Consider the following 21,819-nt stretch of genomic DNA (forward strand, 5'->3'; position numbering starts at 1 on the left):
TCAGTCCTTCTTGCGCGCAACGGCGGACTCGACCAGTGCGAGGAAATCGCGTTCGTCGCGCACCTGGGCCACCTCCTGCGAGGTCACCGTATAGCCGTGCGGCCTGGCGATCGCCTCGTAGCGGGGAATGCGCGAATGGAACAGGCGCGGGAACACCCAGCGGGCAAAGTCGTCGGGCTCGATCTGCGCCACGAACTCGATGTCCTTTTCCTTCAGATAGAGCGGCAACTGTTCGGCGAGGAAGGTTGGGCGGAAATACAGCGGCTTGGGATCGGACTGCGCGCGCTTGATCAACGTGTCCTCCTCTTCGCGGGTCGTGGTCTGGATATAGAGGATCAGCGTATGCTCGGCAAGCAGTTCGACCACGCCGGGCTCGTCCAGCTCACACAGGCTACCGCCGACGTCGTTGACGAAGTGATGATAACCGTAGATTTCCTGGCCCTTGCGGATAAACGCCGGCACGTCGCGCATGGCGGCGATTTCGCCATCGCGGTAGGCCGCCTGGCGTCGCGAGAACTCGTCGAGCGAGAGCCCGCCCCATTCCGGCCCCCCGAGCTTGCCGACGAACGTCAGCACCGGGCCGAGATCGTGGATCTTGATGTTGTTCTTGATGTCGATCCAGTCGTTGCGCAGCAGTTCGCGCAAAAATGGCACGCTCATCGCCTGCTGCTTGATCAGGTCGAGGATGGGTTCGTCGAGGTAGCGCGTGCCGATGCGGTAGTCGCCGGAAAAATGGAACCAGTCGTGGCCGCGCAGCATGCTCGAGATATGCGTCTTGCCGACGCCGGACATGCCGAGCAGGGTAATGCGCTTGGTCGGCCAGGCGCGGAAGGCTTCAGGTGTAAAGTGCATGGGGTCGGTTTTCTTGAGGCTAGCGCGAAGCCTACCGAAAAGCCACCCAATAAAAAAGGGCGCCGGAATGCCGGACGGCATTCCGGCGCCCTTTCCCTGCCGCGACGACCGTCAGGCCGCGACGCGGAACGCCGCCATCGAACTGCTGAGTTGCCCCGATTGCGCCTTCAACGACTGGGCCGCCGCGCTGAGCTGAACGACCAGCGAGGCGTTTTGCTGCGTCATCGTATCGAGTTGCGAAATAGCCTGGTTCATCTGGCCGATGTCATTGTTCTGCGATTGCCCGGCATCGGCGATGTTGACGATCAGTTCCGACATGCGCTCCACACTCTCGAAAATCTCCTGCATCGTGCGCTTGGCGTCGTGTACCAGCTTCGACCCGGTCTCGACCCGCTCAGTCGAGGCGTCGATCAGCGCCTTGATCTCGCGCGCCGCGCTTGAACTGCTTTGGGCCAGCGCGCGCACCTCGGACGCGACCACGGCAAAACCGCGCCCGCTGTCGCCCGCACGGGCCGCCTCGACCGCCGCATTCAACGCAAGAATATTGGTCTGGAAGGCGATGCTGTCGATCACCCCGACGATCTCGCCAATGCGGGCGGCCCCATCGTGAATTTCAGTCATTTGCACCACCACGTCCTGCATCGTCTGCGAGCCGAGCAAGGCCACCTTGCTCGACTGCGCGACCACATCGCGGGCTTCCTGCGTGCTTTGCGAATTGCTGCGCACCGTCCCGGCAAGCAGCTGCATCGAGCTCGACGTCTGCTGCAACGCGCTGGCCTGGCTCTCGGTTCGGGAAGACAGATCGGTATTCCCGCTGGCGATCTCCTCGGATGCACTGTTGACGCCTTCCACGGTCTGGCGCACCTCGAGCACCATGGCGCGCAGCTTCTTCCGCATCGAATTGAGCTCGCTCCGCAGCCAGGAGATCTCATCCTTGCCGGGGGAACTGATCGCGGTCTCGAGGTCGCCACCTGCAACCCGCGCCACGCATTGCACCGTGGATTCCACCGAATCCTTGATACTCCTGCGAATCGCCCAGCCTGCCAGCAGCGCAAACCCGACGCCCGCACAAGTGATCAAACCGATCACCCATTCCGCTTCCGATCCCGAAGCGGTTCCGGACACGCCGACCATGGATGAATGCTGCAGTGCAGCAGCCCTGTTTTGCAGCGACCAGATCGCGCTTGCTCCCAACACGCCGACCACCGCAGCCATGACCCAGAATCCGATCATGACCCGGCGCACCAAACTGACCTCACGAATCCATTCCACAGCAGTACCCCTGTTTTTCTATCAAGTTGAGCGGCGGGCAGGCGTGGATACTTGCCTGCACTTGACAGCGTTATCGGTGGCACACGAACCGGCTGAAGCGTACTAAGCAAACACCCTAACCGCCCCCGTAAAACTCCGTATCCGCTGGATGGTGCGTCGCATCCGCGTATATCGCTCCTTCCCGGGACAGCCACCCTCCGGCAGTCCACCGTGGTGCATGCACGCCATCGGCCGCACCAATTCAGACCACAAGCCAGCCGTCGTCCTCTTTCACCGCGATGCATGCCACGCCAATACAAGGTCGCGGCATCCATTCCGCATGCCTGATGTCGATGGCACAGCTATTGCTTTCTTATGTTCAACAGGTATAGCGGCGCCTTGCCGTCTGCATTGACCGCAGGAGGCCAGGGTGCTCCGATTCCGCCAACAAGCGGAGGCCCCGGGCAAAAGCCCAGGAGTACGCGTCCCTGCGCTCCCGGGACCTGCACATCTGACATCTCCACGGAGTACACCATGCGCCCGAACCGCCTGCTGAAGCGATTGTTCGCCACCGGCACCCTGCCGGCGGATGGTCACGCCTTCTGGTTCACGCCACGACGCTTCCCCGCATTCCATGAATAGGTTCGAACGCCTGCAGCCTGTCGAGCCGGACGTGACGGACCCCGCGGCGCCGCTCGACGTCACGCGCCTGCTCACCACCATCACCGACAATCTGGTCGGGATGATCTACCGCTGCCGCATCGATGCCATCTGGACGATGGAATACGTCAGCGAAGGCTGCCACAAGCTCACCGGCTATCGCCCCGACGAGCTGGTGTTCAACAACCGCGTGTCCTATGACCAGATGACCCTGCCCGAGGATCGCGAACATGTCGGCCGCACGATCCGCGCCGCCCTCGCGGTCAACGAGGCCTTCGACGTGGAATATCGCATTCGCCGTGCCGACGGCCAGATTCGCTGGGTTCTGGAGCGCGGTGTCGGGCTGCACGATCAACGCGGCCACTTGTCCTGGATCGAAGGTTTCATCCAGGACATCTCCGAACGCATGGCCGCCAACGAAGCACTGCACGAAGCGGTGCGGCGCTATCGCAGCATTTTCGAGCACGCCACCGAGGGGATCTTCCAGACCACGCCGGAAGGCCGCTACCTCAATGCCAATCCGGCGCTCGCACGCATCTACGGTCACGCCTCGCCGGGCGAACTGGTCGCGCACCTGCACGACATCCAGCGTCAACTCTATGTGCTGCCGGAACGGCGCGCCGAATTCGTGCGGCTGATGCAGACGCATGGCGTGGTACGCAATTTCGAATCGCAGGTCTACCGGCGCGACGGCCACATCATCTGGATTTCCGAGAATGCGCGCGCGGTGCGCGATGCCGACGGCAGCGTGCAATTCTTCGAAGGCACCGTGGTCGACATCACCGAGCGCAAGCAGCACGAAGCCGTGCTCGAGCACCAGGCCAGCCATGACAGCCTGACCGGTCTGCCCAACCGGTCGCTGCTGCGCGACCGCATCGAACAGGCCATCGTCAAGGCGCAGCGCGACAATCATCTGGTGGCGGTGGTGTTCGTCGATCTCGATCATTTCAAGCTGATCAACGACAGCCTCGGCCACCATGTCGGCGACCGGCTGCTGCTGGAAGTCGCCGACCGCCTCATCGCCTGCGTCCGCAGCCACGACAGCGTGGCGCGCCAGGGCGGCGACGAGTTCGTCCTGGTCCTCACCGAGCTGCACGAGGAAAATGAAATCCTCGCCATCGTCAGCCGCCTGCTGGAAATCATTTCGCGGCCCTGGATGGACGAGGGGCAGGAATACGGGCTCAGCTGCAGCGTCGGCATCAGCTGCTACCCGCAGGATGGCGGCGATCCGGACGCCCTCCTGCGTTGCGCCGACGCCGCCATGTACAAGGCCAAGGAATCCGGCCGCAGCACCTATCACTTCTACACGCCCGAGCTGAACCTGGCGATCAGCGAACGCCTCGAACTGGAAAACAGCCTGCGCCACGCGCTGGAACGCGAGGAATTCCGCGTCTACTACCAGCCCCGCATCGACGTCGCCAGCGGCCGCATCATCGGCGCAGAAGCCCTGATTCGCTGGGACTGTCCGGCAAGGGCATCATCCCGCCCGACAGCTTCATCTCGATCGCCGAGGAAACCGGGCTGATCATTCCGATTGGGCGATGGATCCTGGAGGAGGCCTGCCGCCAGAACAGCGCCTGGCAGCGCGCCGGACTGCCGCCCATCAACGTGTCGGTGAACCTGTCGCCCATCCAGTTCCGCCATACCGGGCTGGTGCAGTCAGTGGACTCCGCCCTGGCGCAGGCGGGGCTCGACCCGGCCTTCCTGGAACTGGAGCTGACCGAGTCCTTCGTCATGCACGATGCCGAACGCATCAATGTCGCCATGAAGGCGTTGAAGACGCTGGGCGTCGACATTGCGGTGGACGATTTCGGCACCGGCTATTCCAGCCTCAGCTATCTCAAGCGTTTTCCCGTCGACCGCCTCAAGGTCGACAAGAGCTTCGTGCGCGACATCGACAGCGACCCCGACGATGCCGCCATCGTGCGGGCCATCATCACGCTCGGCCATGCGCTCGGGCTCAAGGTGGTGGCCGAAGGCGTGGAAACCCTTGCACACCTCGAATTCCTGCGCCAGCACGGTTGCGACGAGCTGCAGGGCTACTACTTCAGCCGACCGATCCCCGCGCTCGAAATGGAAGCCCTGCTGTGCGCCCGCGACACCAGCCAAACTGACATGAACCCACCGAATGACCATGAACCGTAACGACCTGTGCCTTACCGGCGCCTTGCGCGATCTGTCACGACGCTACTTCGCTCCCCAGGCCGACATGGCGGCCGCCCCCGCGCCGGTTCCCAACGCCTATCTCGGCGTGTGGCGCCGCAGCCTGCTGGAAACCGCCGATCTGCGCGACACGCACAGCCACGTCTTCTGGCTGCAGACGCCGCGCTGGCACGCCGACCTGCGCCTCCCCACCGGGCGGCCGGACTTTTCCGGCGTCCGCAGCCTTGCCGAATGCAGCGAGATCCAGCTGGCCTGGCTGGCGCGCCAGCAGGGGTTTTGCGGCGTCACCCAGATCGATGGCACACACTGCACCTGGCATCGCCAAATGGACTTTCAGCCTGCCAACGGCAGCCGCGACATCGGCCGCATGGTCTTCGACGGCGAATGCCTGACCGAAACCGGCATCGAGACCGACTACTTGGAGACGTGGGAACGCCTGCCGCCCAGCCGGGGCGGCACCGCCGCGCTCGAACTCGTGATGGAAGCGGGCGAGCCCCCCATCCGCCCGACCTGGCTGCTCGTCGCCGGGGCCTGTTTCATGTATGTACAGGGCCGCCCCTATCCACTGTCCGATGCACCCGACCTGCCGCACCTCATCGCACGGATGCAGCCATCGCATGCGCAATTGCTCGACTGGCTGAATGTCGAGATCAGCTTCGGCTATCGCATGGGACCGAACCCCTGGCGTATCGAACATTCCACCCTGCCGTTTCGTGAAGAAGCCTTCCTTACCCGCCCCGGCGCCATCCGCCGCCTGGGCTACCAGATCGCCGTCGAAGGCAGCCGCGAACGGCGCTGGCGGATACTGAACTGGAGCCTGGGCGCTGCGCTCTGAGGGCGAAACGACACGCGGACCCGCCGTGTACGAGGCGAGACTCCGTGCATTTCCGATTCGATTCCAGAATGTTCACCGACATACAGCAGTATGTTGCCGGCCCGAAGCAGACTCGCACAATATTCCTGAACGCCTTTTCCACGCCGGCTCTAGCAAGGTTAGAGAGTTCGCTCTCGCAAGCGGCAATTCCTCTATTCCGGCGTGCTTCGTGTATTTTCCTTTTTGGCAATTCGAGCGGCATCTGCGCGTAAGCCTCGTCGAGACCTCGATTAGCCGCCCATCATCTGACGATAGGCCGCGTCGGCCAGTTTCTGCATGTCCGGATGCGCAATCTGGCCGGACAGGGCATAGCCGAAATCGCGGTCGATCCAGTAGAACACCTCGACGCCGTTTTCGGTGACGTGGCGGAACGCCGTCTCGCGATTGCCCGTCACGGCGCGCCTCACATAGAGTGTGACGCGGCGCCCGCCCGCATCCTGGTACATGAACTGTGCCACCGGACCGGATTCACCCGCCAGCAGGCGCCCGCCCAGCAGCTCGAAACCGAGCGCGCCGAATTCCGGCGCCTTGAGCTGCGTGCCGACGCGCTTGGAAAGCCAGCTCACCAGATGCGCGGCGTGAGCCGCATCCACCTCGACCGGGTGTCGCGCCTCGGGACTGAACACTGCATGCGCAATCGCCGCATCGCGGGCGAAATGCAGCGGCGCCGGGACGGGCTGATCCTCGCTGAGACCGATACCGTAGCCGATCAGGCCGCTGGCCGCCAATGCAAGCGCCGCTGCCATTGCCCGCCACGGCGCGCGAACCGGCCGGCGACGCGCCGCACGCACCAGATCGATCGGCAGGGGGTCGTTGAGCACGCCATCGAACGCGGCATGCAGCGCCTGATTCTGTCCGGCCCATGTCTGCACCCGTGCGGCGTCCTCCGGATGCGCAGCCAGCCAGGCCTCGACGTCCAGGCGCCGTGCCTCGGGCAGCGCGCCATCCACATAGGCATGCAAATCGTCCTCGCGCACAGGATCCGTCATTTCACCACCTTCAACTGTACGGCGGGCGCCCCCGCCAGCATGTGTCGCATCCGTTCGCGCGCACGGGCGAGACGCGACATGATCGTGCCGATCGGCACGCCCAGCACCTGGGCAGCCTCGGCATAGGAAAATTGTTCCAGCCCGACCAGCAGGATCACTTCCCGCTGCTCATCAGGCAACCGTACCAGCGCCGCGTGCATGTCGCGCGCCGCCAGTGCTTCCATCTGTCCGCCGCTCACCGGGATGTCCAGGGCCTCGTCGAGCGCCGTGTCCTGCGGGCGGTGGGTCCGCAACTGGTTCACGAACAGATTGTGCATCAGCGTGAACAGCCAGGCGCGCAGGTCGCTGCCCGGCTGCCACAGGTCGAGCCGGGCCAGCGCGCGTTCGAGCGTGTCCTGCACCAGATCGTCGGCACACACGACATCGCCCGTCAGCGCCCGGGCGTAGCGGCGCAGACGGGGCAAATGCTCGATCAGATCCGGCTTAGGGTTTAGCCGCATGCCACACGTTCTTCACGCCGTCGCCCGTGGTATCGCCCGGCTTCTGGTCCTTGATCCAGCGATACAGCGGCTTGCCCTTGTAGGCCCACTGGCGGCTGCCGTCGTCGCGGGTGACGATGCTGTAGTCGCCGCTCGCCTTGTCGCCGGCCGTGGCCATCAGCGGCGGCCAGTTCGTCGCGCAATCGCCGTTGCACGCGCTCTTGCCGGAACCGGCGGCATCCTTGTCAAACACATACAGCGTCATACCCTCGGCATTGGTCAGTACGCCCGATTGCATGGCCACGGGCGCGGCGTTCGGTGTCGCACAGGCAACGAGCAGGACGAGGCCCGCCAGGGAGGAAGTGAATGCGGTTTTCATGGGAAATCCTTTTCTCGAAAATTAAGGGATGCAGTCAGCCTGCATGGACGTAAACACCGGCACGCCCCGGTTTATTCCATCCAGTCGAAAATTTTCTCCCGCCCTGTCGGCTGTCTCATTATGCGACGACGCAACAGGATTCGCCCCATCCTGAAATTCTTGGCTATACCAAGGAAGCGCACAGGGAGAGCACCATGACAAACAGGATCCACGATGCTGTCGTAGAAGCCATAAAAGACCCGCAGGTCAGGGGCGTCCTTGCGGAAATGGTGCAGACAGCCATCCTGGACGCAAACCAGAAGAGCTACGACCCCTACCGCACCACCATCCATTTCCTTATCGCCTTAATCGCCTTCTGCCTTTCAGTGATCGTCGGCATCTTCAATGCGCTCCCCGATCCCCCTGTCTGCACCTATACCCTGACTTACCACATGCTGGGCGGCGTACTGGCATGGATATCGATTACCGCATTCGTTGCGAGCGTGTGTGCTGCCGTAGCCCAGTACTTCAAGCATCTTTACCGTATTGCGCAGCTTGAAAACGTCCCGGGCCTAACCGTCCCCAAGGAACGGCTCATCGTTCTCATGGGCCTGCCCATCGTGCCAGGGGCATTCGCCGTCATCTACTGTGTCGGGGCCGGCCTGGCCATCCTGAACGACAACCGGGGACCGCTCAAAAGCCTGTGCGCAATCTGCAAGCTTTGGCCCTTCTGACCGGCACGACAAAACCGATGCCGGAACGGTTTGGTGGGCAATTGTCTCCGGAAGCAGGCGATCGAACGCCTCTGACCACCGCATTCGCAAGCTCGTGTCTCCAGGCCCGACCGGCCGGTCACGCTCAGCGAGGCGATCGAGGTGATGGGGAAATAGACATGGCGCATCTGCACGTCGGATTCGTAAAGCACATAACCGAGCGGCATCAGAACCAGTTTCAGATCGGGAGGCAGACGCGAGTATTTGCCTGCCGACAGGGCGGCGAGCAAATGGTTGTGCCAACCGAATTCAAGCTAGCCAGCGCTGACCCGGACAGCTCGGTTCCGCCACAAGCCAACCGGATCGAATCGGAAGCCGTCAACGCTCGCCCACAAGACATTCCGGCTCCGATCGTCAGGGAGGCGGGACTGGTGCTGTTCCTGTTTAAAGGACACGCACTTGGGGACCGATACACGCCCGGGTGGGTTGGGCCGGTTCGGGGTGCGCAGTATCGATTCACTCTACTACCTGATGTACGCCATCCATAACGGGCTTCCCGAAGGCCCGGTCTTGGATCTGATCCGGATGACGCTCATTGCGGTTTCGGTTTCGTTTGTCAACGGCATCATCGTCAAGCCGACGATGAGTCAACTTTTCCGATACTGCAGGCGTTTCCCCTTACCACGAGCTTCCTTTCGATTCCAATCGCAGGCCCGCCAAGCGCGTATGCAGGACGACGCGCAGACGACATGCTGGTCCCGGGCCTGTCGGCACTACTGGGCGCTCACGCGCCAGATCACATTGCCCACATCGTCGGCCACCAGCAGCGCGCCCTGCCTGTCGAGCGCCACACCGACCGGCCGGCCGTAGGCATTGCCTTCCTCGCTGAGAAAGCCGGTCAGCACGTCGATAGGGGCGCCGGAGGGTTTGCCGTTTTCGAAGGGCACGAAGATCACCTTGTAGCCGCTGTGCGGGCGACGGTTCCACGAACCATGCTGGCCGATGAACATGCCGTTGGCGAAAACGGCCGGCAGCGTGGTGCCGGCAGAGGACGCCAGGCCCAGCGAGGCGGTGTGCGGTCCCAGGGCATAGTCGGGGGTGATCGCCTGCGCCACCAGATCGGGCCGCTGCGGCATGACACGCGCATCGACATGCTGGCCATAGTAGCTGTAGGGCCAGCCATAGAAGCCGCCGTCGCGCACCGAGGTCAGATAATCGGGAACCAGATCGCTGCCAAGCTCGTCGCGTTCGTTCACCACGGTCCATAACTCGCCACTGTGGGGTTCCCAGGCCAGACCATTGGGGTTGCGCAGGCCGGACGCAAAGATGCGGTGCGAACCGCTCCGGATATCCACCTCCCAAATGGCGGCACGCTCGACCTCCGCCGCCATCCCCCGTTCGGCCACGTTGCTGTTCGAGCCCACCGTCACGTAGAGCTTGCTGCCGTCCTTGCTCGCAATGAGGTTCTTGGTCCAGTGGTGATTGATCGGGCCCGCAGGCAGATCGACCAGCCTGACGCCGGGCGCGGTAATGCGGGTATCACCAGAGACATAGGGAAAACGCAGCACCGCGTCGGAGTCGGCCACATAGAGCGTGTCGCCCACCAGCGCCATCCCGAACGGAGAGTTCAACCCTTGCAGCAGCACCGAACTCAGGTCTGCCACGCCGTCGCCGTCGGTGTCGCGCAGCAGCGTGATGCGGTTGGCGCTCGGCACAGTGGCACCCGCCCGCTCCATCACCAACCCCATCACCCAACCCTTGATGCCCTTGGCGTCCTCGGGTTTGGAGGGCGCATTGGTCTCCGCCACCAGCACATCGCCGTTGGGCAGCACGAGCAGCCAACGCGGGTGGCCCAGGCTGCGAGCAAATGCGGTCACGCGCATGCCCGCTGCTGCCTGCGGCGCCGCACCGGACGGCCAGCCATTGGCCGGCGCGATGTGAACGGTCGGGATCAGCGTCTGCTGTGGAGGTGGCAGCGTGGGGTGTGGTCCAGTGCCGGCCGAGACCGGCAGCGTAGCCATCTCATTGCAGGCTGCGAGCGCCAGAACCGCCGCACCGATCAGGCTCGCGTTCGAGCATGGCCGCAACAGCCTGACTGCGGAGCGCGACCGATACTTCATAGTCGTCCCAGCAACAGCAGCACGATGACAATGATCACCACCAGGCCCAACCCGCCACTGGGCCCGTAGCCCCAGCTCCTGCTATGCGGCCAGGTCGGAATGGCGCCGATCAGCATCAGAATCAGTACGATCAACAGTATGGTTCCCAACATGGGATTCTCCTTTTAGGAATGGGTTTCAGTGAGTTGTGCGCGTCGGCGTTCCGATCGCTTCCGTGTGCTGCCATTGCGCCCGGATTTCACCATTCGGATCCCGGGCGCCGTGCACATTGAGGAGGCCCATCAACATTGCCTGGCTGTTCTGTTCAGCCGGACTGATCCTGGCGGGCACAACAGGCAATGTCTAAAACGTCGCAGTCCAGCATGCACAATGCACCGGGCGCGGCTTCCATTCCGTTCGGTAGCGCACACAGGTTCCCGGCTACTCCGTGCGCCAGCGCATAGTGCCGGACCGCCTGTGCCGACCTCCTTTCCGAATCAGGGCCAGGAGCTTTGAATTGGGCGAGATAATTATCTGGCATCTCTGGCGGAGAAAACGTTGGATAGCGGACGACATCAGAGAACACCAGAATTCTGCTTGCCGCGGCGAGATCAAACACACGCCACGAGGCGATTGTCAGAATCACCGCAAGCAACCGATGGGCATGGCTGCGCACTGCGTGTGAAATGCCCTTTCACGAAGTGATGTGGTAGCAGTTGATGATCTCGTTTGTGGCCGCGAAAGTCTCGACGGCGCCCGCCAGATAGAACAGCGAGGCCCTGCGGAAATGCTCATTGAAGCGAACGGGATCAATTGCCTGATGCGCTCCCGGATCGATGGGAACTTCCATCACACGCCTCCCATATTTCATGCCACGCACGCTCAGTAATCCAGGCTGATCTTCAACTCCAGGTTTTTCCCTTCGTATGGGAAGCTGGCGGCGGAGAATGTCGGTGCGCCGAGCGAGGCTTTTGCGTCATTGGAAAAACCATAGCCTTCCTTCGGGATGCCCAGCAGGTTGGTGTCAAGTTTGCCGTTCATGTTTTCATCGTGAACGACGGCAAGCGCAACGTCCACCATGGGATGTCTTCAAAGTCACAGCGCGCCTGCTTGCCCCGAATTTTTATCACCATGATATTGGTTGCCGAGCGCGGATACTCGGTAGGGAACCCTTCTGACGCTTCGAACAGTGCGCACGCAACGCCGCGTGTATTGTTTCTGATGTCCAGAATTTTCACGTGAATTCCAGGACAAGGGGACTGGGCAGGGACGAGGGCTGGAAGACTCCCGGACATCAGCGCGGAAGCCATGTTGCGCATCAAGCCCCAAGATGCCTCGTATCTGCGGGCCTCTGGCGGTCAGGTCCTCCGCCGACTTCCGAATCATTGGCGTATTCATCGTCTTCCTTTCGTTGCCTATCAGAATGATCGAGTCGCTATAGCAGGAAAAATCAACATCACCCAATGCAGCACTCCGTATGCCACCGTACAGACCACGCGTGAGGATGCGATTAGCCTTGTTTTTTGATCGGAAAATTCTATAAGAATTAACCGGGTTATCGTTACAACGTTTCCTCTGCAACCCGAGGCTGCGCGAAGCGAATACGAGGTGAAAGGCCGATGGACAACGCCGTCAGTCGGCGTCCGAACCGAAGGAGATTGAGATGGACCGGAATATCGTTGAAGGCAACTGGAAGCAGTTCAAGGGCAAGGTGAAAGCACAGTGGGGCAAGCTTACCGACGATCACCTTGACGTGATTGCCGGCAAGCGCGATCAGCTGGCAGGAAAGATCCAGGAATCCTATGGCGTCACGAAAGACGAAGCCGAAAAACAGATCAAGGACTTTGAAGCACGCAACAAAGATGATCGCCCCTAGTGTTCTACCCGGGCAGGGCGCTGTGCATGTGTGGCGTCAGGCTCAAGGCCGGCGCATTTCTCTTGAATGCCCCTTCATGTCTAATTACAGACACTCTAATTGCGCCACACCGAAGGTTCCGGGCGTGGCAGAAATCGACGGGCTCTTCAGGATCGGCCAGCACGATGGTCCGCACGCAGGGCAGTCGATACGCCAACACCATCTTGAGGTTAGTCAAAAAACCATGAATACACTCCCTGCAGCCGGTGGGGATCGTCCCGACGAAGCCGGCTATTCCTCCGCTCCCACATGTACATGTCCCCGTTGCAATGGCTCTGCTTACCGTGTACATCGCCGATTTGTCGATTTGCTCATGAGCATGTTCATAACAGTCAGCCGCTACCGCTGCGGGTCGGTGGGCTGCGGCTGGGAAGGCAATCTGCGCGTGAAGCGGCATCCCCTGTTGGTGCGGGGGCCATGGTGAGATGCAGGGCAGAGGAAACGGCGCATCCGGACGTTTCCTCTGCCCTGCAACGATTCGAAGCCGATTGTGGCAGCAGTCATCGTGGCAATTTCCCAACGCATCAAGCAAGGCCGCTTACAACTGGAAAACCAGAAGGACCATACCGATGAGTACGCATTCCGGGACATTCAGTTGACTTGGCTGACGCAACTGTTGCTTGGGATGGCGTTTTTCAGCGTAGGGCTGGCTTTTGCCTCTGTGCCGGACACGCAACCCAGTGCTGCATCCCTCCTGGCCAAGTACGCGTCACTGGGCGAGCGATTGCATCAGAACCCGTTTCAGCGAGCGCTCGTCCTCGACTCGTCCGAGTCGGCCGACGACGTGGCAGGCGATATCTACGCGCTGGTCAATTACCCGTTTGAGGCGGTCAGTACGGCACTCAACGACCCGGGGCACTGGTGTGACGTGATGATCCTCCATGTCAACACCAAATACTGTCGTGCCTCAAGCAATCAGGCGCCCACGATCCTGACGGTCTACATTGGCAAGAAAGCTCCCCAGCCCGTCAAAGAGGCCTATCCCATCCAATTTGCTTATCGCCTCGGCGCGGCGACGGCGCAATACCTGGAGATCCGGCTCAATGCCGAGAAGGGGCCGCTGAGTACCCGCAACTATCGCATCCAGCTGCAGGCGGTACCGGTTGGAAACGGTCAGACCTTTCTGCATCTCACCTATTCGTACGATTTCGGATTGGCTGGGCGACTCGCCATGAAGACGTATCTCGCCACAATCGGACGCGGCAAAGTGGGATTCACCCTGACCGACAAGCCATCCAAAGGGCCGCCCGAATATATTGGCGGCATGCGTGGCGTGGTCGAGCGCAACACCATGCGTTATTACCTCGCCATCGAGGCTTATCTCGGCGCATTGGCCACGCCGCCCCCTTTGCAGCTCCAGAAACGCCTGCAAAGCTGGTTCGCCGCCACTGAGCAATATCCCCGCCAATTGCACGAAGTCAGCCGAACCGCCTATATCGGAATGAAACGGAATGAATATCTGCGTCAGCAAACGTCGCCGTAACCCTCTCGCGATCCGGGGATGAGTCGAAGGTGCCGATCAGGACGGAATCCGTCTGGCACCTCGCTCGAAACGCGCCCCGAACGGAGGACGGATTCAGTTTGTTGGCGCAGTGTTCTCGGCGGGCGCCACGATCACCGTGGTGCCATTGCCAGACTTGCCGGTCTCGCCCTGGGCTCCCTCGGTACCCTGATATCCAGTCTCGCCCTGGCTACCCGTTGCGCCCTGGCTACCGGTCTCGCCCTGGGTGCCGGTGGCGCCTTGGGGACCTGCCGGGCCTGGAACCGGGGCAGCCGGAGCAGGAGCCGGGGCAGGAACGTTGACCACGGTCGGCTTATCACAGGCAGCGAGACTCAGCGTTGCAAGCAGTGCAGAAATCAGTAATGAACGATTCATGATCAATCCTCTAAAAGTAGGCAATATGGCGCGTAGGGCTTCAAGCCGTCTGCAACCAACCGGCCCGGCTGGATGCCGAAGCTGGAAGATCGACAGCCTAGGCGAATGTCACGCACACTTCAGTGCGCTAGCGAACATTGGAACCCAACCTGGCCGGGGATGAATCGCCCCGTTATGTACGTTCCCGAACAGACCCGAACCCTGATAATGCGACATATTGATCGCCCGGCTTTGTCGAGCGACTGCATCTAACACCCCGGTTCGGCATTGCCTCCCCTTGCACAGCTTCTTACAGGACATCTCCATGCATGCGCTATTCAGGCTCGCGTCAGCGGTTGCCGTCTTTACCATTGCCCCGCATGTGGCCGCACAGGCCACCTTTTACGAACGCTCGGGATTTGAAGGCCAATCCTTCACCATACAGAAACAGATCGGCAACTTCGCGCGCCACGATTTCAATGACCGCGCATCGTCAGCCATTGTCAGCGAAGACCGCTGGGAGGTGTGTGAGGATGCTCACTTCAACGGTCAGTGTGTCGTCCTGCGTCCGGGCCGATATCCGTCGCTGGCGGCGATGGGTTTGAACAACCGCGTTTCATCGGTGCGACCCGTCCGCGCAGACGCGCGTATCGATGACGACCGTTATGCCCCTGCACCTGTCACCGACCATGGCTTCCAGCGTCGCCACGACGAGCAGCTGTACGAGGCGGACGTTACGTCGGTGCATGCGGTACTCGGAACACCGGAGCAGCGATGCTGGGTCGAGCAGGAAGCCATTCCTCAGGAACGGCGCGGACTCAATGTTCCCGGGGCAGTTGTCGGTGCCGTCATTGGCGGCATCCTGGGCCACCAGGTCGGCAACGGAACGGGGCAGGATATCGCCACTGCCGGTGGGGCTGTCGCGGGGGCCGCGGTAGGTGCCAACGTCGGCCGCAATGGCGGCGGACAGCCGGTGCAAACCCGGGACGTCCAGCGTTGCGAAAGCGTGCCCGACCAGGCTCATCCCGACTACTGGAATGTTTCCTACAACTTTCGCGGTCAGGCGCATCTGATGCAGATGACCTCGCCTCCGGGTGCCACAGTGACCGTCAACGAGTGGGGGGAGCCCCGGGAATAATCCACCGCCGCAGTAGTCGGAACGCAGCGAGGCGTCGCGTATGCAGACAGACCGATCGCGACTCCGTTCCGACCCTGCAAGGGGGATAATCGGCACAGATGGCAAATCCCGGTGCGAGTACTGGCGTCACGCAAACGAAAGCGGCGCGATGATTTCTCCGAATCTGATTGTCGCCACGATCGGTCGTGGCTCCCCTGCACGCATCAAGCAAAAACCGCTCACAACAGGAAAACCAGCATGAAACATTTACTCTTCGCAGCCGTACTGGCCGCCGCCGCCATTCCCGCATTCGCGTCCGACGTCGGGGTGTCGATCAGCGTCGGGCAGCCAGGCTTCTATGGTCAGATCGACATCGGTGGCTATCCGCCGCCCCGGGTGATCTACCGGGAGCCGAGAATCATCGAGCGCATCGCGGTGAACCGCCCGCCAGTCTATCTGCATGTGCCTCCGGGTCATGCCAGGAACTGGCGCAAACACTGCCACGAGTACAACGCCTGCGGCGAGCGGGTCTACTTTGTGCGGGACAGCTGGTATGACCGCGAGTATGTTCCGCGTTACCAGAAACACCATGGCGATCGTCGCGACGAGAAGCATGACCGCCACGACGAGGGTCATGACAACGGTCGTGGCAACGGTCGCGGCCATGGTCATTAAATTATTGGCATAACGATGTGCTCGGCCCCACCCTCCGCCATGACGCGAAGGTATTCCCGTCCCCCCTGCCATGAAGGTGGTGAGGGCCCGGTCGCATCCTCCGGTAAGGCCATGCCATGAACGATGCCGCGACCAACATCCTGCTCATCGAAGACGACCCTGACGATGCCAGACTGATCCAGGATGCGCTCGCGGGGACGGGGAGCAAACCGTTTCGTGTCGAATGGGTGCCTCGTCTCTCCGATGCGCTCAAACGGCTGGGCAGCCAGGAATTCGAGGTGGTTCTGCTTGATCTGTCGTTGCCGGATAGCGCAGGCCTCGAAGCCTTCGACCAGGTGTTCCAGGTGGCGCCCGATTCGCTGATTCTGGTCCTCAGCGGATTGACCGATGAAGACACTGCGCGCCAGGCCATGGAACGGGGTGCCCACGACTATTTCTCCAAAGGCCACGTCGACGCCAACTGGCTGCCGCGTGCCCTGCGCTACGTCATTGATCGCAAGACTGCCCGGAGTGCGCTGCAGAGCAGCGAGGAACGTTTTCGCGCGATGAGCGACGCCTCCCCGCTGGGGATTTTCGTCTCCGATGCCGAGGGGAGTTGCATCTATACCAACACGGCGTATCAGAAAATATCGGGGCTGACACAGGAACAGACACTGGGTACCAACTGGAGCATGGCAATCCACCCGGAGGATCGCGAGCGCGTCCTAGCCGAGTGGCGCGACGCTGCGCAAGGCCATGCGCCCTTCCAGACCGAGTTCCGTTTCCTGCAGCAGGACAGCCACATCGTCTGGACACGCGTCAATAGTGCCGCCATGCTCAACGGAAAGAAATGGTTCGGCCTGGTGCAAACGGTCGAGGACATCACCGAACGCAAGTCGGCGGAGTTCGTCTTGCAGGCGGCGGAAGAAGCCCTGTTCGAAGAGAAGGAGCGCGCCCAGGTGACGCTCAACTCCATCGGCGACGCCGTGCTGACCACCGATCTTCTGGGCAACGTGACCTATCTGAACCTGGTGGCGGAGACGATGACCGGCTGGCCTCGAAAGGAGGCGCTGGGCCGGCCGATTTCCGAGGTATTCATCATCCTCGAAAGCACGACGCGACTGTCGGCAGCGAACCCGATGCTGCGCGCCATCGCAGAAAACCGGACAGTGGAAATGGATACGAATTGCGTGCTGATCCGCCGTGACGGGTCCGAGTCCGCGATCGAGGATTCCGCCGCCCCCATACACAGCCGGGATGGCCAGGTCATCGGTGCGGTAATCGTCTTCCACGACGTCAGCGAATCGCGGGCCATGGCGCTGGAGATGGCCCATCTGGCCCAGCACGACTTTCTCACCAGCCTGCCCAACCGGCTCCTGCTCTCAGAACGCATGGCCCATGCGATCGGGCTGGCCCAGCGGCACAATAAACAGGTCGGGCTGCTGTTCCTCGACCTGGACCATTTCAAACACATCAACGATTCGCTGGGGCATGCGGTCGGCGACCAGTTGCTGCAGTCGATTGCGAACCGACTGGTTGAGTGCGTGCGCGCCACCGACACGGTATGCCGCCAGGGCGGCGACGAGTTCGTGATCCTGCTCGCCGAAATCGGGCAGCCGCAGGATGCGGCACACGTCGCGGAGACCTTGCGTACCGCGCTTTCCATTCCCCACATGATCGGCGGACACGAACTCCACATCAGCCTGAGTATCGGCATCAGCGTCTTTCCGGATGACGGCGCCGACGTGGCGACCTTGATGCAGAACGCTGACACCGCGATGTATCACGCCAAGGCAAGCGGCCGCAACAACTACCAGTTCTTCAGGGCCGACATGAATACCCGCGCAGTGCGCCGGCTGCTTGTCGAAAACAGTCTGCGCCGCGCCCTGAAACTGGGAGAGTTCCTGCTGCATTACCAACCAAAGATCGATCTCGCTTCCGGCGGGATTACCGGCGCCGAGGCGCTCATCCGCTGGCAGGACCCCGACCTCGGACTCATCCACCCGGCACAATTCGTGCCGATCGCGGAAGACAATGGGTTCATCGTGCCGGTCGGCCGCTGGGTACTGCGCGAGGCCTGCAGACAAGTTCAGGCTTGGCTGGATGCAGGCCTGCCTGCCGTGCCTGTCTCGGTCAATATTTCCGCGGTGGAGTTCAGGCACGAGGGTTTTGTGGAGGGCGTTGCGCTTATCCTGAAGGAAACCGGTCTGGCAGCGCACTACTTGGAGCTGGAATTGACCGAAAGCATCCTCATGCATGAGGCCGAATCGTCGGCGTCGGTTCTTGAGGCACTCAAGGCCATGGGGGTACAGCTAGCCATCGATGACTTCGGCACCGGCTATTCGAGTCTGAGTTACCTGAAGCGCTTCCCGATCGATACCCTGAAGATCGACCAGTCGTTCGTGCGCGACATCGTCACCGATGCAGGCGATGCAACCATCGTGGACGCTGTGATCGGGATGGGAAGAAACCTCCACCAACGGGTCATAGCCGAGGGCGTGGAAACGCACGAACAGCTTGTGTTCCTGCAGGATCGGCATTGCGACGAGGGGCAAGGATTTCATTTCAGCCGCCCCGTGCCCGCCGAGGAGTTCGCCTCCTTGCTCGTTCGCGGAAAGAACGCGAAGTAAAGGCGAAACCTGATCGCCCGAACAGCGTCCAGGCGTCTATGCGCCCCGCACCACCCCAGGGTAAACGGGGCCTGTTACACCCGCGTCGAATTTCAAACATCACCGCGCGCGCCGGACCGGTCGACCTTGTCGTCCATCTCGCCCATCAGGGCGGCCAGGCCGTTGACGGCTTCCTCGCGGGAGCGCTTCATCGACTGTTCCATCTTATCCATGCGAATTATTTCCCGAGGCGGGACCGGGCGGATTCGATCGCCTCGCCGATGGCGTCCCATGCCAGCTCGACGCCGGCCTTCATATCCTGCCAGACACCCTCGCTCGCATTGCGCAACGACTCCAGCTTGACGCGCGCGTCGTCCTGCCGGACGCGCAGCGTGGCGATCTGCTTCTGATACGCGTCGCGCGCGCCCGCCTCGGCATGCTCCATCCTGGCAGCCAGCGCGTCGATCTCGGCATTGCCCTTGTCCAGCAGGGAATGCATCTTGCGCACATATTCGTCGCGTGTACTCATGTCAGTGTCCTTTCGTTTCGGTTGTATTCCGCGCAAGCGCGCGATCGATCTTGTCGTCCATCTCGCCGACCAGCGCGGCAAGGCCATTGACGGCTTCGTTCATGGATTGCCACATCGACTGCTCCATCTTGTCCATATGGACATCGGCCTGCCCGATCGCATCGCGCAATTGCGCGAATTCCTGCGTGACCTGAGCGCGCAATTCGTTCAGGCGCGAAGCTTCGGCGCTTTCCGCAAGTTTGCGCTGCGCCTGCAATTCCTGATTGTGGCGACGTGACTCCATCAACATGTTCGTGCGCAACATCAGGGCATAAAGGACAAACAGCGCCACCAGCACCAAGGTCACACCAAGCAGGATCACCCCGAGCGGCCCCTCGACATGGAAGGCCACGAACGACAGCAGGGTGGGGGCAGTCAGCACCGACCAGTTGGCCAGGGTGAAGCCCGCCAACAGAAACAAGGCCACCAGGATGACTGCGCCGAGTACGCTCATTGCCACTCCTTTCCGGTTCTGACTGGGTATCTTCCGTCAAGTATAGACACGCGGCAAAACGGACGGCTTGCGCACGGTTCCCGCCGATCATCCGCCACCGTTCTTATCCGGCTGGCTGTCCGCCGCCTCGGGGCATAATGACTGCTCTCGATATTTCCGGCTCCGTCATGACCCTTCCGCGCCTGCCCATCCTGTCCCTGCTCGAAACCCGCGTCCTCGGCGTGCTCTGCGAAAAGCAGCACACCGTGCCCGACACCTATCCGCTGTCGCTCAACGCCCTGGTGGCCGGCTGCAATCAAAAGACCAGCCGTCATCCCCTCATCGAAGCCGGCGAGGCCGAGGTACAGGCCGCCATCGACACGCTCAAGGGGCCGGCCCTGGTCATCGAATCCAGCGGCGGCCGCGTGACGCGCTACGCCCACAACACGGAAAAAGTCCTGCGCCTCCCCGCCCAGTCCGTCGCCCTGCTCACCGTACTGATGCTGCGCGGCCCGCAAACCGCGGGCGAGTTGCGCATCAACAGCGAACGCCTGCATCGCTTCGCCGACATCTCGGCGGTGGAAGCCTTTCTGCAGGAACTGGCCGAACGGCCCGATGGTGCCCTGGTGACCGAACTGCCGCGCCAGCCCGGCTCGCGCGAAAACCGCTGGGCGCATCTGCTCAGCGGCACCCCGGATATCGAGGCAATTCCGGCAGTGCCTGCCTCTGCATTCGAACCCGGCGATACCGTCAGCATGGGCGAAATCGCCGCGCTCAAGGCGCATGTGGGGCGACTGGAAACCGAGATCGACGCCCTGAAGGGATTGGTGGGTAGACTATGCGAGGAACTCGGCGTGCAGCCCTGAAAGGGGTGGCGCGTTGCGCGACCCCACGCACACGGCCGGCCTGACTGTCTATATTTCATTCAAACTGAACGAATGGATGACGCATGCCGAATTTGGCACATAACTCGATTGGGGCGGTCATCGCCCTCGCTCTGGCAGGCGGGATCGCATATGCCACGGAAAGGCACACGACTATGGAACTGACTTCAAGCGCATTCGCCCCGAACACCGATATTCCCAGCCTGCATACCTGCGAGGGCAGCGACCTGTCGCCCCCGCTGGCGTGGACCGGCGTACCGGCCGAGACCCGAAGCCTGGCGCTGATCGTCGACGACCCCGATGCCCCCGACCCGGCTGCGCCGAAAATGACCTGGGTGCACTGGGTGCTCTACAACCTCCCCCCCAGCACCCCCGGACTCGCCGCCGGCATGACCACGACGCGGCTGCCGGCCGGCACGCGCGAAGGCCTCAACGACTGGCAGCGCACAGGCTACGGCGGCCCCTGCCCGCCCATCGGCCGCCACCGCTATGTCTTCAAGCTATACGCACTCGACACCCGACTGCCGGTTTTCTGGTCGGCGACCAAGGCCACGCTGGAAAAGGCGATGCAGGGGCACATCCTGGCGCAGAGCGAATTGGTGGGGTATTACAAAAAGGGTGGCAGGGGTTCGTAGATCGGTGGGAAGTCGGTTGTTTGTTCCGGCCGATTGGCCAAGTGGCGGCAACTTGTTGAATGAATTGCCGACGCCGATTGTCACCGCAGAATCTTCTCCATTGCTTTTCCTTTCGTGAGTTCATCCACCAGCTTGTCCAGGTATCGTATTTTTCGCATCAGTGGATCGTCTACTTCTTCTACGCGAACGCCACACACAACGCCTTTGATAAGCGAGACGTTCGGATGGATGGCGGGCGCTTGAGCAAAAAATGTCTCAAAATCGTTTTGTCGCTCGATCTGCTTCTCTAATCCCGACGGGGTATAGCCCGTCAACCAGCAGATAATTTCGTCAACTTCTTCCTTCGTGCGGTTTTTACGTTCAGCCTTCTGAACATATAGCGGATACACCTTAGAGAATTCGGTAGTGAAAATGCGATGTTTAGGCATCATCATTCCTCCGATGCACGTTTCTGAGCGCCAGCAGTCATTCGCCAGGCTGGTTGGTCCGTGTTATTCAAGTTCACAGACCATGCCGACATATCGTAACCGATTGATTAAAAACCCGTTAATCGAGAACGTCGACGCGTATTTGTGATGAGAGTCCGGACCGAATGTCTGCTGAGGGTGAAATGCTCTATGGACCGTTTCCGGCTGTTTACAGACGAAATACTCCACGCAAATCCCGTGTCATATCCCGGCTCCTGCCGCAGGATCTAAATATAGATTAAGG

The 21,819-nt window shown here is 61.5% G+C and carries 24 protein-coding genes and 1 pseudogene; 11 read left to right on the forward strand and 14 right to left on the reverse strand.

Features of this window, described 5'->3' with window-relative positions:
* Positions 1 to 852: a hypothetical protein gene (locus B058_RS0113300; RefSeq protein WP_018508982.1), complete on the reverse strand. Its 852-nt coding sequence runs from the start codon at positions 850 to 852 to the stop codon at positions 1 to 3.
* 111 nt (positions 853 to 963) lie between these two features.
* The gene (locus B058_RS0113305) at positions 964 to 2,085 is read right to left on the reverse strand and encodes a methyl-accepting chemotaxis protein (RefSeq protein ID WP_018508983.1); all 1,122 of its coding nucleotides are present in this window, start codon (positions 2,083 to 2,085) and stop codon (positions 964 to 966) included.
* A 796-nt stretch (positions 2,086 to 2,881) separates the two neighbouring features.
* Here B058_RS0113305 and B058_RS16990 point away from each other — a divergent pair.
* Both B058_RS16990 and B058_RS16995 read left to right on the forward strand, forming a co-directional pair.
* Positions 2,882 to 4,908, forward strand: a pseudogene (locus B058_RS16990) (putative bifunctional diguanylate cyclase/phosphodiesterase).
* Positions 4,898 to 5,761, forward strand: coding sequence for a hypothetical protein (locus B058_RS16995; protein ID WP_081616802.1), 864 nt, complete (start codon positions 4,898 to 4,900; stop codon positions 5,759 to 5,761). The pseudogene B058_RS16990 and the gene B058_RS16995 overlap by 11 nt, the downstream one beginning before the upstream one ends.
* 269 nt (positions 5,762 to 6,030) lie before the next feature.
* On the opposite strand, the gene B058_RS0113325 is transcribed toward B058_RS16995, so the two are convergent.
* Genes B058_RS0113325 through B058_RS0113335 form a run of 3 tightly spaced genes read right to left on the reverse strand, consistent with a single transcriptional unit; the run spans position 6,031 to position 7,647 of the window.
* Complete coding sequence (locus B058_RS0113325) at positions 6,031 to 6,789, reverse strand: anti-sigma factor family protein (protein WP_018508987.1); 759 nt, start codon at positions 6,787 to 6,789, stop codon at positions 6,031 to 6,033.
* Positions 6,786 to 7,289 (reverse strand): sigma-70 family RNA polymerase sigma factor, encoded by a 504-nt coding sequence (locus B058_RS0113330; RefSeq protein WP_040724505.1) that lies wholly within the window; start codon positions 7,287 to 7,289, stop codon positions 6,786 to 6,788. The genes B058_RS0113325 and B058_RS0113330 overlap by 4 nt, the downstream gene beginning before the upstream one ends.
* Positions 7,273 to 7,647: a COG4315 family predicted lipoprotein gene (locus B058_RS0113335; RefSeq protein WP_018508989.1), complete on the reverse strand. Its 375-nt coding sequence runs from the start codon at positions 7,645 to 7,647 to the stop codon at positions 7,273 to 7,275. Before B058_RS0113335 ends, B058_RS0113330 begins: the two co-directional genes overlap by 17 nt.
* 194 nt (positions 7,648 to 7,841) lie before the next feature.
* Between B058_RS0113335 and B058_RS0113340 the strand changes: the two genes are divergently transcribed.
* Together B058_RS0113340 and B058_RS0113345 are read left to right on the forward strand one after the other, a co-directional pair.
* A complete protein-coding gene (locus tag B058_RS0113340; protein ID WP_018508990.1) occupies positions 7,842 to 8,360 on the forward strand; it encodes a hypothetical protein in 519 nt (172 codons plus the stop codon).
* Positions 8,361 to 8,518: 158 nt separating this feature from the next.
* On the forward strand, positions 8,519 to 8,887 hold the full coding sequence (locus tag B058_RS0113345; RefSeq protein WP_018508991.1) for a hypothetical protein: 369 nt from the start codon (positions 8,519 to 8,521) through the stop codon (positions 8,885 to 8,887).
* Positions 8,888 to 9,112: 225 nt separating this feature from the next.
* Here the strand turns inward: B058_RS0113345 and B058_RS0113350 are convergent, their stop codons facing one another.
* From B058_RS0113350 to B058_RS18185, 5 genes are all read right to left on the reverse strand, one after another.
* Positions 9,113 to 10,459: a PQQ-dependent sugar dehydrogenase gene (locus tag B058_RS0113350; RefSeq protein ID WP_018508992.1), complete on the reverse strand. Its 1,347-nt coding sequence runs from the start codon at positions 10,457 to 10,459 to the stop codon at positions 9,113 to 9,115.
* Positions 10,456 to 10,611 (reverse strand): DUF3309 family protein, encoded by a 156-nt coding sequence (locus B058_RS17630; RefSeq protein WP_018508993.1) that lies wholly within the window; start codon positions 10,609 to 10,611, stop codon positions 10,456 to 10,458. The genes B058_RS0113350 and B058_RS17630 overlap by 4 nt, the downstream gene beginning before the upstream one ends.
* A 521-nt stretch (positions 10,612 to 11,132) precedes the next feature.
* A complete protein-coding gene (locus B058_RS17940) occupies positions 11,133 to 11,288 on the reverse strand; it encodes a hypothetical protein (RefSeq protein WP_018508994.1) in 156 nt (51 codons plus the stop codon).
* A gap of 32 nt (positions 11,289 to 11,320) precedes the next feature.
* Complete coding sequence (locus B058_RS18180; RefSeq protein WP_211208699.1) at positions 11,321 to 11,479, reverse strand: DUF2141 domain-containing protein; 159 nt, start codon at positions 11,477 to 11,479, stop codon at positions 11,321 to 11,323.
* On the reverse strand, positions 11,476 to 11,676 hold the full coding sequence (locus B058_RS18185; RefSeq protein ID WP_211208701.1) for a hypothetical protein: 201 nt from the start codon (positions 11,674 to 11,676) through the stop codon (positions 11,476 to 11,478). Before B058_RS18185 ends, B058_RS18180 begins: the two co-directional genes overlap by 4 nt.
* Positions 11,677 to 12,101: 425 nt before the next feature.
* Here B058_RS18185 and B058_RS0113370 point away from each other — a divergent pair, with 425 nt between their 5' ends.
* Complete coding sequence (locus tag B058_RS0113370; protein ID WP_018508996.1) at positions 12,102 to 12,314, forward strand: CsbD family protein; 213 nt, start codon at positions 12,102 to 12,104, stop codon at positions 12,312 to 12,314.
* A 529-nt stretch (positions 12,315 to 12,843) separates the two neighbouring features.
* Entirely contained in the window at positions 12,844 to 13,836 is a 993-nt protein-coding gene (locus B058_RS0113375; RefSeq protein WP_018508997.1) for a hypothetical protein, read from the forward strand.
* Positions 13,837 to 13,929: 93 nt separating this feature from the next.
* Here the strand turns inward: B058_RS0113375 and B058_RS17640 are convergent, their stop codons facing one another.
* Positions 13,930 to 14,229, reverse strand: a complete 300-nt coding sequence (locus tag B058_RS17640) for a hypothetical protein (protein ID WP_040724507.1) — start codon at positions 14,227 to 14,229, stop codon at positions 13,930 to 13,932.
* Between the two features lie 304 nt (positions 14,230 to 14,533).
* On the opposite strand from B058_RS17640, the gene B058_RS18435 reads away from it, so the two are divergent.
* The 3 genes from B058_RS18435 to B058_RS0113390 all read left to right on the forward strand — a co-directional run bounded on the left by B058_RS18435 (position 14,534) and on the right by B058_RS0113390 (position 18,609).
* Positions 14,534 to 15,346, forward strand: coding sequence for a beta/gamma crystallin-related protein (locus tag B058_RS18435; protein ID WP_018508998.1), 813 nt, complete (start codon positions 14,534 to 14,536; stop codon positions 15,344 to 15,346).
* A gap of 237 nt (positions 15,347 to 15,583) precedes the next feature.
* Complete coding sequence (locus B058_RS0113385; RefSeq protein WP_018508999.1) at positions 15,584 to 16,000, forward strand: hypothetical protein; 417 nt, start codon at positions 15,584 to 15,586, stop codon at positions 15,998 to 16,000.
* 116 nt (positions 16,001 to 16,116) lie between these two features.
* Positions 16,117 to 18,609 carry an EAL domain-containing protein gene (locus tag B058_RS0113390; protein ID WP_018509000.1) on the forward strand — a complete coding sequence of 831 codons (2,493 nt, stop codon included), beginning with the start codon at positions 16,117 to 16,119 and terminating at the stop codon, positions 18,607 to 18,609.
* Between the two features lie 217 nt (positions 18,610 to 18,826).
* Here B058_RS0113390 and B058_RS0113400 read toward each other — a convergent pair whose 3' ends face one another.
* Positions 18,827 to 19,117, reverse strand: a complete 291-nt coding sequence (locus B058_RS0113400; protein ID WP_018509002.1) for a sll1863 family stress response protein — start codon at positions 19,115 to 19,117, stop codon at positions 18,827 to 18,829.
* Between the two features lies 1 nt (position 19,118).
* Positions 19,119 to 19,610: a hypothetical protein gene (locus tag B058_RS0113405; protein ID WP_018509003.1), complete on the reverse strand. Its 492-nt coding sequence runs from the start codon at positions 19,608 to 19,610 to the stop codon at positions 19,119 to 19,121.
* A gap of 167 nt (positions 19,611 to 19,777) precedes the next feature.
* Here B058_RS0113405 and B058_RS0113410 point away from each other — a divergent pair, with 167 nt between their 5' ends.
* Both B058_RS0113410 and B058_RS0113420 read left to right on the forward strand, forming a co-directional pair.
* Positions 19,778 to 20,455: a YceH family protein gene (locus B058_RS0113410; RefSeq protein ID WP_018509004.1), complete on the forward strand. Its 678-nt coding sequence runs from the start codon at positions 19,778 to 19,780 to the stop codon at positions 20,453 to 20,455.
* 173 nt (positions 20,456 to 20,628) lie between these two features.
* Complete coding sequence (locus B058_RS0113420; protein WP_018509006.1) at positions 20,629 to 21,108, forward strand: YbhB/YbcL family Raf kinase inhibitor-like protein; 480 nt, start codon at positions 20,629 to 20,631, stop codon at positions 21,106 to 21,108.
* A gap of 80 nt (positions 21,109 to 21,188) precedes the next feature.
* Here the strand turns inward: B058_RS0113420 and B058_RS0113425 are convergent, their stop codons facing one another.
* The gene (locus tag B058_RS0113425) at positions 21,189 to 21,536 is read right to left on the reverse strand and encodes a DUF2200 domain-containing protein (RefSeq protein ID WP_026240922.1); all 348 of its coding nucleotides are present in this window, start codon (positions 21,534 to 21,536) and stop codon (positions 21,189 to 21,191) included.
* Between the last annotated feature and the right edge of the window lie 283 nt (positions 21,537 to 21,819).

Origin of the sequence: Thiobacillus thioparus DSM 505 (assembly GCF_000373385.1) — a bacterium.
GTDB lineage: Bacteria > Pseudomonadota > Gammaproteobacteria > Burkholderiales > Thiobacillaceae > Thiobacillus > Thiobacillus thioparus.

What these genes read in the sequence shown, in the direction of transcription:
- B058_RS0113400 (WP_018509002.1), bottom strand. Translation starts at nt 19,117, where the DNA reads ATGAGTACACGCGACGAATATGTGCGCAAGATGCATTCCCTGCTGGAC.
- B058_RS0113325 (WP_018508987.1), bottom strand. Translation starts at nt 6,789, where the DNA reads ATGACGGATCCTGTGCGCGAGGACGATTTGCATGCCTATGTGGATGGC.
- B058_RS0113300 (WP_018508982.1), bottom strand. Translation starts at nt 852, where the DNA reads ATGCACTTTACACCTGAAGCCTTCCGCGCCTGGCCGACCAAGCGCATT.
- B058_RS0113335 (WP_018508989.1), bottom strand. Translation starts at nt 7,647, where the DNA reads ATGAAAACCGCATTCACTTCCTCCCTGGCGGGCCTCGTCCTGCTCGTT.
- B058_RS0113390 (WP_018509000.1), top strand. Translation starts at nt 16,117, where the DNA reads ATGAACGATGCCGCGACCAACATCCTGCTCATCGAAGACGACCCTGAC.
- B058_RS17630 (WP_018508993.1), bottom strand. Translation starts at nt 10,611, where the DNA reads ATGTTGGGAACCATACTGTTGATCGTACTGATTCTGATGCTGATCGGC.
- B058_RS0113385 (WP_018508999.1), top strand. Translation starts at nt 15,584, where the DNA reads ATGAAACATTTACTCTTCGCAGCCGTACTGGCCGCCGCCGCCATTCCC.
- B058_RS0113345 (WP_018508991.1), top strand. Translation starts at nt 8,519, where the DNA reads ATGGCGCATCTGCACGTCGGATTCGTAAAGCACATAACCGAGCGGCAT.
- B058_RS0113405 (WP_018509003.1), bottom strand. Translation starts at nt 19,610, where the DNA reads ATGAGCGTACTCGGCGCAGTCATCCTGGTGGCCTTGTTTCTGTTGGCG.
- B058_RS0113420 (WP_018509006.1), top strand. Translation starts at nt 20,629, where the DNA reads ATGGAACTGACTTCAAGCGCATTCGCCCCGAACACCGATATTCCCAGC.
- B058_RS0113340 (WP_018508990.1), top strand. Translation starts at nt 7,842, where the DNA reads ATGACAAACAGGATCCACGATGCTGTCGTAGAAGCCATAAAAGACCCG.
- B058_RS0113305 (WP_018508983.1), bottom strand. Translation starts at nt 2,085, where the DNA reads ATGATCGGATTCTGGGTCATGGCTGCGGTGGTCGGCGTGTTGGGAGCA.
- B058_RS0113350 (WP_018508992.1), bottom strand. Translation starts at nt 10,459, where the DNA reads ATGAAGTATCGGTCGCGCTCCGCAGTCAGGCTGTTGCGGCCATGCTCG.
- B058_RS0113330 (WP_040724505.1), bottom strand. Translation starts at nt 7,289, where the DNA reads ATGCGGCTAAACCCTAAGCCGGATCTGATCGAGCATTTGCCCCGTCTG.
- B058_RS17940 (WP_018508994.1), bottom strand. Translation starts at nt 11,288, where the DNA reads ATGGAAGTTCCCATCGATCCGGGAGCGCATCAGGCAATTGATCCCGTT.
- B058_RS18435 (WP_018508998.1), top strand. Translation starts at nt 14,534, where the DNA reads ATGCATGCGCTATTCAGGCTCGCGTCAGCGGTTGCCGTCTTTACCATT.
- B058_RS17640 (WP_040724507.1), bottom strand. Translation starts at nt 14,229, where the DNA reads ATGAATCGTTCATTACTGATTTCTGCACTGCTTGCAACGCTGAGTCTC.
- B058_RS18180 (WP_211208699.1), bottom strand. Translation starts at nt 11,479, where the DNA reads ATGAACGGCAAACTTGACACCAACCTGCTGGGCATCCCGAAGGAAGGC.
- B058_RS0113425 (WP_026240922.1), bottom strand. Translation starts at nt 21,536, where the DNA reads ATGCCTAAACATCGCATTTTCACTACCGAATTCTCTAAGGTGTATCCG.
- B058_RS0113370 (WP_018508996.1), top strand. Translation starts at nt 12,102, where the DNA reads ATGGACCGGAATATCGTTGAAGGCAACTGGAAGCAGTTCAAGGGCAAG.
- B058_RS16995 (WP_081616802.1), top strand. Translation starts at nt 4,898, where the DNA reads ATGAACCGTAACGACCTGTGCCTTACCGGCGCCTTGCGCGATCTGTCA.
- B058_RS0113410 (WP_018509004.1), top strand. Translation starts at nt 19,778, where the DNA reads ATGACCCTTCCGCGCCTGCCCATCCTGTCCCTGCTCGAAACCCGCGTC.